Consider the following 11,921-nt stretch of genomic DNA (forward strand, 5'->3'; position numbering starts at 1 on the left):
TCAGGCCAGCGCCGGCAGCGCAGGCGGCAACAGTTCGTGCGGCGCCGAGGCGACGCGATCGCGCGCCACGGCGATCGCTTCGACCAGCTCGCGCACCTGTTCGGGCGTATGCAGCGCCGACAGGGTGACGCGCAGCCGCGCCTTGCCTTCGGGCACCGTCGGCGGGCGGATGGCACCGACCAGCCAGCCGGCCTGTTCCAGCGCCTGCGACATCGCCACGGCGGTGTGGTCATCGCCACACAGCAGCGGCTGGATCGGGGTTTCCGAGGCCATCAGGTCGAGCCCGTGGCGGCGCGCTTCGCCGCGGAACTGAGCGATCAGGTCGGCCAGCTTGGCGCGGCGCCAATGGTCACGGCGGGCCAGCCGCACCGCTTCCAGTGCCGAGGCTGCCAGGGCCGGCGGCAGGGCCGTGGTGTAGATGTAGGGACGTGCGGTTTCGGCCAGGTGCTCGACCAGGTCTTCGCGGCCGAGCACCAGCGCACCGGCGCTGCCCAGCGCCTTGCCCAGGGTGACCAGCTGCAGCGGCACGTCGTCCACGCCCAGGCCGGCGGTCGCGACGGCACCACGGCCATCGCCGAGCACGCCCACGCCATGCGCGTCGTCCACGTAGAACAGCGCCTGCTGCAGGCGCGCGACCAGCGACAAGGCACGCAGCGGTGCAACATCGCCGTCCATGCTGAAGACACCGTCGGTGGCCAGCATCGCCGCACCCTCGGGTGCGTGCTTGAGCTGGCGCATCGCGCCTTCCGGGTCCAGGTGCGGGTAGCGGCGCAGGCGCGCACCGGCCAGGCGCGTGGCATCCAGAAGGCTGGCGTGGTTGAGCTTGTCCTGCACGCAGACGTCGGTCTCTTCGCTCAGCAGCGCCTGCTGCACCGCCAGGTTGGCGGCGAAGCCACTGCCGAACAGCAGGGCGCGCGGGTAGCCCAGCCAGTCGGCCACTTCGCGTTCCAGTGCGTCGTGCAGTGCGTGATGGCCGCAGACCAGGTGCGAGGCACCGGCGCCGGTGCCATCGCGCGCGGCGGCGTCCTGCAGCGCGTTGACCACGCTGAACTGCTGGGCCAGGCCCAGGTAGTCGTTGCTGCAGAATCCGGTCAGCCAGCGCCCGTCGATTTCCAGGCGCACGCCATCACGACGGGTGACCGTGCGCCGCGGGCGGCGACGGCCTTGTGCATCGCGCAACGCGCGCTGGGCTTGGAGGCGGGCGGTCAGGTCGGGGCGGGCCATGCTGGCTTCAGGCGACGACGGGGCGGCTAGGGTAGCGCGTTGCCGCCACGCCTGCTCGACGCCCCAATCACGCGGCGTGTCACGCGGCGTGGGCGCAGCCACAACCGGGGCCATCGGCGCTGATATCGGCATGCACGGTGCCGCCGTGGTCGTGGCCGTCGGCATCCACCTGCACCGGCATCGGCTGCAGGCCCAGGCGCGCGAACAGGGCAAGGTCGCGCTCGCTTTCCGGGTTGCCGGTGGTCAGCAGTTTTTCGCCGTAGAAGATCGAGTTGGCACCGGCCAGGAAACACAGCGCCTGCAGCTCGTCGCTCATCGCCTCGCGACCCGCCGACAGCCGCACCATCGAGCGTGGCATCGCAATGCGCGCCACCGCGATCATGCGCACGAACTCGAACGGGTCCAGTTCCGCGCTGCCATGCAGCGGGGTACCGGCCACCTGCACCAGCTTGTTGATCGGTACCGAATCGGGATGCGCCGGCAGCGTGGCCAGCGCCAGCAGCAGGCCGATGCGGTGTGCGCGCGTTTCGCCCATGCCGACGATGCCGCCGCAGCAGGTTTTCAACCCGGCATCGCGCACGTGGCCGAGCGTGTCCAGGCGGTCCTGGTACTGGCGGGTGTGGATGATCGAATCGTAGTAATCCGGTGCGGTGTCCAGATTGTGGTTGTAGTAGTCCAGCCCGGCATCCTTCAATGCGCGTGCCTGCTCGCCCGTGAGCATGCCGAGCGTGGCGCAGGTTTCCAGGCCGAGTGCCTTCACCCCGGCGATCATCGCGGCCACCCTGGGGATGTCGCGGTCCTTGGGCGAGCGCCACGCTGCGCCCATGCAGAAGCGCGATGCACCGGCCGCCTTCGCCTGGCGCGCCTTGGCCAGCACCGCGTCGGTGTCCATCAGTTTCTGCGCGCTTACACCGGTGCTGTAGCGCTGCGCCTGCGGGCAGTACGCGCAGTCCTCGGGGCAGCCGCCGGTCTTCACCGACAGCAGCGTGGATACCTGCACCTGCGCCGGATCGAAATGCGCGCGATGCACGCTGGCGGCGCGGAACAGCAGCTCCGGCAGGGGCAGGTCGAACAGCGCCTGCAGTTCATCGTGCTGCCAGTCGTGGCGGATGGCAGAAGCCATGGCGGGACCCTGGGGAGTTGGAGCGAGGGCGGCAGTGTGGGTGGGTTGGCAATGACTGTCAACTTTCAGCTATGCAAATAGGTTTACATCATTCCGGCATCGGCGTGCCGCTAGACTGGGCCGCCGAGCGAAGGAACTGCCATGGGCCTGCCGCGCTTCACCTATCACCCCGACCCCGTCGCCACCGGCAGCGTGGTGGCCGCCGATACGCCCTGTGTCTGCTGCGGGCAGGCGCGCGGTTACGTCTATGCCGGGCCGGTGTATGCCGAAGAGGAGTACGAGCAGCAGATCTGCCCGTGGTGCATTGCCGACGGCTCGGCACATGAGCGCCTGGGTGTCACCTTCAGCGACGAGGAAGGCGTGGGCGGTGGTGGCGAGTGGGATGAGGTCGGTGAGGACATCATCGACGAAATCGCGCAGCGCACCCCCGGCTTCAACGGCTGGCAGCAGGAACAGTGGTGGACGCACTGCGGGGATGCCGCGCAGTTCATCGGCCGCGCCGGTCGCGCCGAACTGGAAGCACACGGCAAGGATGCGGTGGTGGCGATCCAGGACAGCACCGGGCTGGACGACGGGCCGCAGTGGCAGCACTTCCTTGCCGCGTTGGACAAGGACGGATCACCGACGGCCTACCTGTTCCGCTGCAGGCACTGTGGCGTGGTGGGTGGTTACCAGGATTGCGACTGACGCGTACTGATGGAGCCCTTCGACGCCCGCGCCGGATGCTGGCAGCCAATCACCCGCGACGAACTCGATGCGTTGGTTGCTGCCCAGCTGGCCTGCTGCACACACGAACAGCAGGCCGCCTTCGCTGCGCTGCGCGTGCCGTTCCATGCGGTGCCGTTGCATCGCCTGGGTGCGGTCGAGCCGGTCTGGGTCGTCGCCCATCTCGCTGACGGGTGGCTCTACTACGAAGACGTGGAAGAGGGATTCGAGATGGGTGTCCCCGGCGAAGACGGTGCGCTGCCGGGGCGAGGGTGCAACCAGTACGAGCTGACGCACATCCTTTATCAACAAGCGCATGCCGGCCTGAGCCGGCAGCGCTGATTCATCCGTGGCCGCACGGGCCACCACGCATCACACCTGGGCCATGCCGCCATCGACAAAGAACTCGATGCCGTTGACGAAGCTGGCCGCATCCGAGGCCAGGAAGGCTACGGCATTGGCCACTTCCTGCGGTTCGCCGAGGCGGGCCAGCGGCACCTGCGCGGCAAGGTGATCGAACAGGCCCTGGCGTGCTTCGTCGGGCACCAGGTCGCCCAGGCCGGGGGTGCGGATCGGGCCGGGGCTGACCACGTTCACCCGGATGCGGCGCTTCTTCAGGTCCAGTGCCCACGAGCGGGCGAAGTTGCGCACCGCAGCCTTGCTGGCGCTGTACACGCTGAAGTTGGCCGTGCCCTGGATCGAAACCGTCGAGCCGGTGAGGATGACCGAGGCCCCATCGACCAGCAGCGGCAGCGCCTTCTGCACGGTGAACAGCACGCCGCGCACGTTGGTGGCGAAGATGCGGTCGAAGTGTTCTTCGGTGATGGCGCCCAGCGGCAGCATGTCGCCGCCACCGGCATTGGCGAACAGGATGTCCAGGCGGCCGGCCTGGCGGGCGATCTGCGCGTACACCGCATCGAGGTCGCTGGGCTGCGCGGCATCGGCGCGGATGCCGGTGGCCTGCGTGCCGATGGCGGCCACGGCGGCGTCCAGTTCAGGCTGGCGGCGGCCGGTGATGAAGACCTTGGCGCCGAGGTTGGCCAGGTGCTGGGCGGTGGCCAGGCCGATGCCGGTGGTGCCGCCGGTGACGAGGGCGATCTTGCCGTTGAAATCAGTGCTCATGGTGTTCTCCTGCAAGGGCTGCCGGGGAGGGGTGGCAGCGGGTGGGAGAATGATGGGCAGCGGCGCTGCTGCGATAAATCATGCGCAATGACAATGACTATGCATGTGCGTGCATAATCAATCGCATGAACCAGCTCAATGCCATCCGTGCCTTCGCCCGCGTCGTCGAGGCCGGCAGCTTCACCCGCGCCGCCGATTCGCTGGACATGCCCACCACCTCGCTGAGCAAGCTGGTGCGCGAGCTGGAAACGCACCTGGGGGTGCGCCTGCTGCAGCGGACCACGCGGCGCGTAGCGGTGACCGCCGAGGGCCAGGCGTACTACGAGAAGGCCGGCCGCCTGCTGCGTGACCTGGAGGATGTCGACGCCTCCTTCAGCGCTGCACGCGGCGCACCCCGCGGCTTGCTGCGCGTGGACATCGGCGGCTCCACCGCGCGCGATGTGCTGATTCCCGTGCTGCCTGACTTCATGGCGCGCTACCCGGACATCCGCATCGAACTGGGCGTTTCAGACCGCGCGGTGAACCTGATCAGCGAGAACGTGGACTGCGTGATCCGCGGCGGTGCGCTGGATGATTCCTCGCTGGTGGCCCGCCACCTGGGTGACGCGCACCTGGTGACCTGCGCCAGCCCACGCTACCTGAAGGCGCATGGCATTCCCGCCTATCCCGAAGAGCTGCGCAACGGCCATCGGCTGGTCAGCTACCTGCTGCCGTCGAACGGCCGTGCGGTGCCGTTCCGGTTTCGCGGCGAAGACGGTGCGTTTGAGATCAAGGCCGAGCACCGCATCGGCATCAACGAAAGCAACGCGCACCTCGCCGCCGCCATTGCAGGCATGGGCCTGGTGCAGACCTTCGGCTATGCGGCCGGCGCTGCGCTGCGCAGCAAGGCACTGGTGGAAGTGCTGCAGCCGTGGCGGCCGGCGCCGTACCCGTTCCACGTGGTGTACCCGAACAACCGGCACGTGACGCCGCGCCTGCGGGTGTTCATCGACTGGCTGGCGCAGGTGTTGCCTCCGTTGCTGGCGGGTGGGAGCTAGCGCTTGCGTGGCCGCACCGAGACATGCGGATGGTCCGGCACATGCCATCGCCATGGGAAATCGATTGCGCGGCTGATGCCGATGCGTGGCCCGACGACGGGTGATTCCGGTGGCGGCGTGCCATCACAGACGATGACGATGCCACGGTCAGCGGCCACCAGATCTGCTCCATCCAGATCGCGGGTGATGCCGAGCGCCTGGGACAGCTTGCCGGGGCCGCTGGCCAGATCGCGTTCGCGCCTGGCGGCAGGCCGTGCCGCCTGCATGGCGCCCACCCCGGCGACCGGTTCGGCCGCCCGCAGCAGCACGCCCACCCCTTCGCCAACCTCGCCACAGACCGCGTTGCTGCCCCAGTGCATGCCGTAGGTGAAGTAGACATACAGGTGGCCGGCTTCGCCGAACATGGTGGCATTGCGGGCGGTCTGCCCCCGGTAGGAATGCGCGGCGGGGTCCTCGCTGCCTGCGTACGCCTCCACTTCCACGATGCGCGCAGCGCGACCGTCATCGCGCACGATCAGCTTGTTCAGCAGTGCGGGTGCCACCGCCGTGGGGTGGCGGCGATAGAAGTCGCGCGGCAGCACGTTCCAATGGTCCGGCAGCCAAGCCGGTACGACGGGTGCGCGGGGGGCGGATGCTGGCACGTCAGGGTTTGTCCTGCTCCTGCTGCATCCGGTCCGCCTCTTTCTGCAGGCCCGGGTCGTGGGTTTCGCCGTACTTCATGTACAGAATGAGGCTGGGCACGGCCATGGCGAGTGCCCCGATCACCAGGACAAGGATGATGATTCTGGTCCGCTTGTTCATACGCGATCCGCAACTCCGGCATGTGGCGGGCACAGCGTAGGCGGGCGGATGTGCATTCCCTGTGTCCTCGCCACCGCCTGCGCTGGACAGCCTGCACCTACCCGCCGAGGCGCTTAACCCTGATGCCATCCGGCGAATGCAGCGCACACAGTAGCGGGCATGCCGATACAGGGAATCCACAACGCGCTGGCTCGCGCCGCTTCAGCGGCCCTGCAGGTGCTGCTGCCGCTGCGCTGCCTGGTCTGCGACGACCCCGGCCACGATGGCCTGGATCTGTGCGCCGCCTGCCTGGACGACATGCCCTGGTCCGGCCGCGCCTGCCTGCGCTGTGCACTGCCGCTGCCGGACAGCGCGCTGCCGGTCTGCGGCACCTGCCGCGAGGAGCCGCCGCCGCAGGCTGCGACCCACGCCAGCCTGCTGTACCTGCCGCCCGTGGACCAGCTGCTGGTCCGCTACAAATTCCACCAGGACCTGGCCGCCGGCCGACTGCTGGCGCAGTTGATGCTTCGCCATCCGCCACCGTGGGCGTGCCCGCCGCTGGCACCGGTGCCGTTGCATCCGCGGCGCCTGCGCCAGCGCGGTTACGACCAGGCCGGCGAGCTGTGCCGGCTGCTGCGCCAGCCGGTGTGGCGCGGCCTGTACCGGCGCCGGCACACCGCGCCGCAGTCGGAGCGCAGCGCCGAGCAGCGCCGCGACAACCTGTTCGACGCCTTCGGTGTGCGCGGTGCGGTGCCACCGCGCCTGACCTTGGTGGACGATGTGATGACCACGGGCAGTACCGTGCTGGAAGTGGCGGAAACGCTGCGGCTGGTCGGTGGCGACGAAGTGCGCGTGTGGGTGTGCGCGCGGGTGCCGTGATGCGTTCCGGTAGAGTCGACCGTTGGTCGACTGCCCTTCGATCTGGATAATGCTAGTCGACCAACGGTCGACTCTACCCAGTCGGTTGCCCCGCGGGTGCCGTGATGGTGCCATCAACGGGGCGGGCGCTAGGATGGGCCAGGAACCTGATCGAAGGAGTGGTCATGCTGTCTCCCGAATCTTCCCCGTCGCCGCTGTTGTCGGCCATCGGCCGCAGCTGGTCGATCCTGCTGCTGTATGGCGTGGTCGCGCTGGGCTTTGGCATCACCGCAATCGGCTGGCCGATGGCCGCAGCCACGGCGCTGGCCTGGGCACTGGGCCTGATGGCCATCGTCGAAGGGGTCATCAGCCTGATCGCCTTGATCAGTGGCGGCAGCGGCGCGCCGCGGGGCTGGCTGCTGTTGTATGCGGTGGCTTCGCTGGGCTTCGGCACGCTGGCGGTGATCAATCCGCTGGCCACCGCCAGCGTGCTGGTGCTGCTGCTGGCTGCCTGGCTGCTGGTGGCGGGCATCTACCGCATCGTGTTCGCCGTGCGCGTGCGCAGGCACATCCGGGGCGAGTGGGTGCTGATCCTCAGTGGCGCGCTGGCGATCGTGCTCGGCCTGCTGTTTGCGGCCAACCCGCTGGCCGGGGTGGCGGTGACCACCCTCTGGATGGGCATCGGCAGCCTGCTGTACGGGCTGCTGCAGATTGTCGTGGCACTGAAACTGAGGACGCTGGCGTGAGGGCCGCGCTTCCGTTGTTGCTGGCGGCGGCGCTGGGTTTGACCGCCTGCATGCCGGGCGCACCTGCTGATGCGCCGGTGGGCAGGCAGCAGGCACCGCGTCCCGGCGTGGACGTGCGCCTGAGCGCGGTCGATGCGGAGGGCAAGGGCACGCCGGTTGAGTGGCAGGGCGAGGCACTGGCCCTGCGTGAACCGCCGATTGCCGGCAGCGCGGACATCGCCGATGTGCGCTATGTGCTGGACAACGGCAACCAACCGGGCCTGCAGATCCGCTACCGACCGGAGGCACACCAGCGCATCCACGATGGCACCGCAGCCCTGGTGGGCCAGCGTGCGGCCATCAGCGTGGATGGCCGCGTGCTGATGGTGGCGACGGTGCAGGGCCCGTTCGGCGAATCAATGCTGCTGAGCGGGCTGTCCAGCATTGCCGAAGCGCAGGCGCTGGAGAAGCACATCACCGGCCGCTGACGTCGACGGGTAGAGTCGACCGTTGGTCGACCGTCCTTCCCGCGCTTCGCGCAAGTCGACTGACAGTCGACTCTACCCGCCTGTCCTTCACGCCCGGTTGCCGGCAAACCGCGCTTCGATCTCTTCCAGCGACTTGCCCTTGGTTTCCGGCAGCCACAGGGCGGCCACCAGGAAGAACACAAACGTGCAGCCGGCCCAGAACAGGAACATGCTGGCATAGCCATGGTGCCCCACCGTGGGCAGGAAGATGGCGGCAATCGTGGTGGAGACGAACTGGTTGATGAGCAGGGCGATGCTCATGCCATTGGAGCGGATGCGGTTGGGCATCAGTTCCGACAGCGCCAGCCACACGCACACGCCGGGGCCGACCGCGAAGAACGCAACGAATACCAGGATGCACGCGGCCACGGCCCAGCCGTGTGCCGGTGGCGGCACCGGGCCGATGCGTGCCTGTTCGATGCGCAGCGGCGCCTGCGCGGCGCTGGCCGGGTCGGCGAAGGGGTTCAGGTGCAGGTGGCGGAAGAACGCGCCGATGACGCTGTCCGGCTGCACGGTGCCGGCACGCGCGATGCGCAGTTCGCGGTCACCCAGGTTGTCGCTGCGCAGGGCACGCACGTTGGTGAAATCGCCATAGGCGTACGACACGGTGAGTTGCATCGGCCGGCCCTCGCTGTCGGTGCCAGCGGCCAGGCGCTGCCACTGCGCGTCATCCAGCACCAGCTGCAGGCCGTCACCACTCACTGCGGCCTGCAGCTGCGGCTGCACGTCGGCGCGACCGCGCTCGGCCTGGAAGAACAGCGTGGCCGCGGCCAGCAGGGCCACGCAGATGCCGCCGCTGCCCAGCATCAGCAGGAAGCGGCGGCCCTTGCGGTCGACCAGCAGCAGGGCGACCACGGTCATCACCGCGTTGAGCAGCTTGATGGCCACGTCAGCGCCGTTGGCCACCGAGCCGGACAGGCCGGCCTGGTTGAGGATGTTGACCGCGTAGGCCAGTATCGAATTGATGCCGGTGGCCTGGGTGCAGGCCAGCACCACGCAGGCCAGCAGGAACGGCACCACGTAGCGGCGGCTCAGCAGCGGATCACGGCGGCCATCGCTGCTGCGCGTTTCCGGTGCCTGGATCTGCGCCAGCGTGGGTTCCACATCGGCAGCGGGCAGCACGCGCTGCAGGCTGCGGCGGGCGTCTTCCACGCGGCCACGGCGTACCAGCCAGCGCGGTGATTCGGACAACCAGAAGATGCCGGCACAGAACAGCAGGCCCGGTGCCAGGCAGCTCCAGAAGATGGTGCGCCAGGCGTGGTCCTTCACCGCGAACAGTTCCTGCGCCTGCTGTGCCAGCGGCAGCGAGTGCACCGCCTCGGCGGCGGCATCCACGGCATGCGCCTGGTACAGGCCGATGAGTGCAGCCAGCACCAGGCCGATGGTCAGCAGCAGCTGGAACATCGCCGCACCGCGGCCGCGCCGCTCGGGGCTGAGCACTTCGGCCAGGTACAGCGGCACCACCACGCCGATCAGGCCTCCGCTGATGCCCTGCAGCAGGCGGCCCAGCAGCAGCGGCGTGTAACCCGAGGCCAGCGCCATGATCGGGATGGAGGCGGTGAACAGCACGCCCGCCAGCAGCATCGCGCCGCGGCGGCCGATCAGGTCGGCCACCATGCCGGCAAACAACGAAGACAGCACGCTGCCCAGCAGTACCGCTGCGACCACGAAGCCGAGCTGTTGGCTGCTGAGCTGCCAGGCGTGGCTGGCGGTGGCTTCCAGGTAGGGCAGGGCGCCGGCGATGATGCCGATGTCGATGCCGTACAGCAGGCCGCCGAGGCCGCCGATGAAGAGCAGGTAGCGAACGGGCCAGCGCGGGGCGGTGGGTGCGGTCATCGACAGGTTCCCAGGTAGAGCCGGGCCGTGCCCGGCGGCGTTTCAATGCGGCGTTCCCGCCGCACGACGTGCATCAGGCGCGTGCAGCGTTCAGATCGACAACATGCCCACCCACCACCACCTGCTGCAGGCGCAGTGCGGCGTCCAGCACCACCAGGTCGGCGCGGGCGTCGGGCGCGATGCGGCCGCGATCGTCCAGGCCGAGGTACGCGGCGGGGAAGGTGGAGACGCGCTTGGAGGCATCGGCCAGGTCCAGGCCCACCTGCACCAGGTTGCGCAGCGCCTGGTCCATGGTCAGCGCACTGCCGGCCAGCGAACCGGTGGCCAGGCGCACGCAGCCGCCGCACTTGTGCACGCGTTGTTCGCCCAGCGCGTATTCGCCATCGGGCATGCCGGTGGCCGCGGTGGCATCGGTCACCGCGTACAGGCGCGGAATCGCGCGCGCGGCCAGGCGGATCACGCCGGGGTGGATGTGCTGCAGGTCGGGAATGATCTCGGCGTACTGCGCATGCGCCAGTGCGGCGGCGGCAATGCCCGGGCGGTAATGGTCGACGCCGGTCATGCCGTTGAACAGATGGGTGAAGCCGGACGCACCGGCCTGCAGCGCGGCCACGCCTTCCTCGTAGGTGCCGGCGCTGTGGCCCAGCTGCACGCGGATGCCCATCGCCGACAGCGCGGGAATCAGCGCGGTGTGCCCGCCGATCTCCGGCGCCAGCGTCATCACCCGGATCGGCGCCAGCGCGTGCAGCTGCTGCACCAGCGCCAGCGTTGCCTCGATCGTGCGGTTGGGCTGCGCGCCCAGCCGCTGCGGGCTGATGAAGGGGCCTTCCAGATGCACGCCGGCGATGGTCGCGGCCTCGGCATCCGGCGCCGCCATCGCGGCGGCCACACCCTGCAGCGCATGCTCGATCTCGTCCAGGCCGGCGGTCATGGTGGTCGCCAGCAGGGTGGTGGTACCGAAGCGCAGGTGGGTGCGGGCGATGGTGCGGGCCACCTCGCCGCCCTGCATCAGGTCCACGCCGGCCGCGCCGTGCACGTGCAGGTCGATGAAGCCGGGCAGGATCACCGGCAGCTGCAGATCGTCGGCGCCACTGTGGTCATCCACCTGCAGCTGGCGCACGTGCGAATCGAACTGGACATGGCCACGGCGCCAGCCCAGCGGGGTGAGGATGCGGCCGTGCAGGGAACGGGTGTCGGTCATGGCGGTGTCTCGGCGATGATCACTTCGATGCCCAGCCGCTGCAGCCCCTCGCGGGTGGCATCGTCGATGCCGGCGTCGGTGATGATGGCGTGGATCTGGTCCAGGAGCGCGATGCGGTGCAGGCTGACGCGGCCGAACTTGGAGGCGTCGGTGAGCACCACGATGCGGCGCGCGCGCTCGACCATGCGGTGGTTGAGGCGGGCTTCGGCTTCATCGTGGGTGGTCAGGCCGAACTGCAGGTCAAGGCCGTCCACGCCCAGGAACAGGGTGTCGAAGCTGTAGGAGTTGAGGCTGGCCTCGGCCTGGCTGCCCTGCAGCGAGAGCGACTGCTGGCGCAGCAGGCCACCGGTGAGGAGCACGGTGATGCCCGGCGCGTTGGCCAGTTCCCAGGCGATGTTCAGGCCGTTGGTCATCACCGTCACGTCGCGGTGGCCGCGCAGGTGGCGGGCCAGGGTCATCGTGGTCGAGCCGGAGTCGATGATGATGTTGTCGCCGGCCTGCACCAAGCGCGCGGCAGCAGTGCCGATGGACTCCTTCAGCGGCAGGTTCAGCGCATCCTTCTCGTGGATGTCCTGTTCCTGCGGCGGCGTGCGCACCAGGGTGGCACCGCCGTGGGTACGGGTGGCCAGGCCCTGCGCCTCGAAGTGGGTGAGGTCGGCACGGATGGTCACCGCCGACACGCCGAAGCGCTCGACCAGATCGGCCACCTGCACCGAGCCATGCTCGATCAGCAGCTGCAGGATCTGTTGCCGGCGGGAGCGGGTGTTGCGCATGGCCATCTCT

14 protein-coding genes are annotated in these 11,921 nt (G+C 69.1%); 6 read left to right on the forward strand and 8 right to left on the reverse strand.

What is annotated here, in order from left to right; translation table 11 throughout:
- Together bioF and bioB are read right to left on the reverse strand one after the other, a co-directional pair.
- Positions 1 to 1,224, reverse strand: a complete 1,224-nt coding sequence (gene bioF / locus AC3WL7_RS04165; protein WP_492749448.1) for an 8-amino-7-oxononanoate synthase — start codon at positions 1,222 to 1,224, stop codon at positions 1 to 3.
- A 79-nt stretch (positions 1,225 to 1,303) separates the two neighbouring features.
- The gene (bioB, locus tag AC3WL7_RS04170; protein WP_492749449.1) at positions 1,304 to 2,347 is read right to left on the reverse strand and encodes a biotin synthase BioB; all 1,044 of its coding nucleotides are present in this window, start codon (positions 2,345 to 2,347) and stop codon (positions 1,304 to 1,306) included.
- 141 nt (positions 2,348 to 2,488) lie between these two features.
- Between bioB and AC3WL7_RS04175 the strand changes: the two genes are divergently transcribed.
- Entirely contained in the window at positions 2,489 to 3,034 is a 546-nt protein-coding gene (locus AC3WL7_RS04175) for a CbrC family protein (protein ID WP_492749450.1), read from the forward strand.
- A gap of 9 nt (positions 3,035 to 3,043) precedes the next feature.
- On the forward strand, positions 3,044 to 3,394 hold the full coding sequence (locus AC3WL7_RS04180) for a hypothetical protein (RefSeq protein WP_492749451.1): 351 nt from the start codon (positions 3,044 to 3,046) through the stop codon (positions 3,392 to 3,394).
- A 30-nt stretch (positions 3,395 to 3,424) separates the two neighbouring features.
- Here the strand turns inward: AC3WL7_RS04180 and AC3WL7_RS04185 are convergent, their stop codons facing one another.
- On the reverse strand, positions 3,425 to 4,174 hold the full coding sequence (locus AC3WL7_RS04185) for an SDR family NAD(P)-dependent oxidoreductase (protein WP_492749452.1): 750 nt from the start codon (positions 4,172 to 4,174) through the stop codon (positions 3,425 to 3,427).
- A gap of 125 nt (positions 4,175 to 4,299) precedes the next feature.
- Here AC3WL7_RS04185 and AC3WL7_RS04190 point away from each other — a divergent pair, with 125 nt between their 5' ends.
- Positions 4,300 to 5,211 (forward strand): LysR family transcriptional regulator, encoded by a 912-nt coding sequence (locus AC3WL7_RS04190; RefSeq protein ID WP_492749453.1) that lies wholly within the window; start codon positions 4,300 to 4,302, stop codon positions 5,209 to 5,211.
- On the opposite strand, the gene AC3WL7_RS04195 is transcribed toward AC3WL7_RS04190, so the two are convergent.
- Positions 5,208 to 5,792, reverse strand: coding sequence for a DNA-3-methyladenine glycosylase (locus AC3WL7_RS04195; protein ID WP_492749455.1), 585 nt, complete (start codon positions 5,790 to 5,792; stop codon positions 5,208 to 5,210). The genes AC3WL7_RS04190 and AC3WL7_RS04195 overlap by 4 nt on opposite strands.
- 61 nt (positions 5,793 to 5,853) lie before the next feature.
- Positions 5,854 to 6,012: a hypothetical protein gene (locus AC3WL7_RS04200; protein WP_159095080.1), complete on the reverse strand. Its 159-nt coding sequence runs from the start codon at positions 6,010 to 6,012 to the stop codon at positions 5,854 to 5,856.
- Positions 6,013 to 6,171: 159 nt separating this feature from the next.
- Between AC3WL7_RS04200 and AC3WL7_RS04205 the strand changes: the two genes are divergently transcribed.
- From AC3WL7_RS04205 to AC3WL7_RS04215, 3 genes are all read left to right on the forward strand, one after another.
- A complete protein-coding gene (locus AC3WL7_RS04205) occupies positions 6,172 to 6,870 on the forward strand; it encodes a ComFC family protein (protein ID WP_492749456.1) in 699 nt (232 codons plus the stop codon).
- Positions 6,871 to 7,034: 164 nt separating this feature from the next.
- The gene (locus AC3WL7_RS04210; RefSeq protein WP_079224066.1) at positions 7,035 to 7,595 is read left to right on the forward strand and encodes an HdeD family acid-resistance protein; all 561 of its coding nucleotides are present in this window, start codon (positions 7,035 to 7,037) and stop codon (positions 7,593 to 7,595) included.
- Positions 7,592 to 8,062, forward strand: coding sequence for a SecDF P1 head subdomain-containing protein (locus AC3WL7_RS04215; protein WP_079224064.1), 471 nt, complete (start codon positions 7,592 to 7,594; stop codon positions 8,060 to 8,062). Before AC3WL7_RS04210 ends, AC3WL7_RS04215 begins: the two co-directional genes overlap by 4 nt.
- Positions 8,063 to 8,149: 87 nt before the next feature.
- Here the strand turns inward: AC3WL7_RS04215 and AC3WL7_RS04220 are convergent, their stop codons facing one another.
- From AC3WL7_RS04220 to AC3WL7_RS04230, 3 genes are all read right to left on the reverse strand, one after another.
- Positions 8,150 to 9,937: an MFS transporter gene (locus AC3WL7_RS04220; protein ID WP_492749457.1), complete on the reverse strand. Its 1,788-nt coding sequence runs from the start codon at positions 9,935 to 9,937 to the stop codon at positions 8,150 to 8,152.
- Between the two features lie 73 nt (positions 9,938 to 10,010).
- Positions 10,011 to 11,138: an N-acetylglucosamine-6-phosphate deacetylase gene (nagA, locus tag AC3WL7_RS04225; RefSeq protein ID WP_492749458.1), complete on the reverse strand. Its 1,128-nt coding sequence runs from the start codon at positions 11,136 to 11,138 to the stop codon at positions 10,011 to 10,013.
- The gene (locus AC3WL7_RS04230) at positions 11,135 to 11,911 is read right to left on the reverse strand and encodes a DeoR family transcriptional regulator (protein ID WP_079225420.1); all 777 of its coding nucleotides are present in this window, start codon (positions 11,909 to 11,911) and stop codon (positions 11,135 to 11,137) included. The genes nagA and AC3WL7_RS04230 overlap by 4 nt, the downstream gene beginning before the upstream one ends.
- Positions 11,912 to 11,921: the final 10 nt, after the last annotated feature.

The organism is Stenotrophomonas sp. FW305-3-2-15-E-LB1 (assembly GCF_058787375.1).

Coding starts and splice junctions, on each gene's coding strand:
- AC3WL7_RS04230 (WP_079225420.1), bottom strand. CDS start 11,911: ATGCGCAACACCCGCTCCCGCCGGCAACAGATCCTGCAGCTGCTGATC.
- nagA (WP_492749458.1), bottom strand. CDS start 11,138: ATGACCGACACCCGTTCCCTGCACGGCCGCATCCTCACCCCGCTGGGC.
- AC3WL7_RS04200 (WP_159095080.1), bottom strand. CDS start 6,012: ATGAACAAGCGGACCAGAATCATCATCCTTGTCCTGGTGATCGGGGCA.
- bioB (WP_492749449.1), bottom strand. CDS start 2,347: ATGGCTTCTGCCATCCGCCACGACTGGCAGCACGATGAACTGCAGGCG.
- AC3WL7_RS04210 (WP_079224066.1), top strand. CDS start 7,035: ATGCTGTCTCCCGAATCTTCCCCGTCGCCGCTGTTGTCGGCCATCGGC.
- AC3WL7_RS04190 (WP_492749453.1), top strand. CDS start 4,300: ATGAACCAGCTCAATGCCATCCGTGCCTTCGCCCGCGTCGTCGAGGCC.
- AC3WL7_RS04185 (WP_492749452.1), bottom strand. CDS start 4,174: ATGAGCACTGATTTCAACGGCAAGATCGCCCTCGTCACCGGCGGCACC.
- AC3WL7_RS04175 (WP_492749450.1), top strand. CDS start 2,489: ATGGGCCTGCCGCGCTTCACCTATCACCCCGACCCCGTCGCCACCGGC.
- AC3WL7_RS04205 (WP_492749456.1), top strand. CDS start 6,172: ATGCCGATACAGGGAATCCACAACGCGCTGGCTCGCGCCGCTTCAGCG.
- AC3WL7_RS04180 (WP_492749451.1), top strand. CDS start 3,044: ATGGAGCCCTTCGACGCCCGCGCCGGATGCTGGCAGCCAATCACCCGC.
- bioF (WP_492749448.1), bottom strand. CDS start 1,224: ATGGCCCGCCCCGACCTGACCGCCCGCCTCCAAGCCCAGCGCGCGTTG.
- AC3WL7_RS04220 (WP_492749457.1), bottom strand. CDS start 9,937: ATGACCGCACCCACCGCCCCGCGCTGGCCCGTTCGCTACCTGCTCTTC.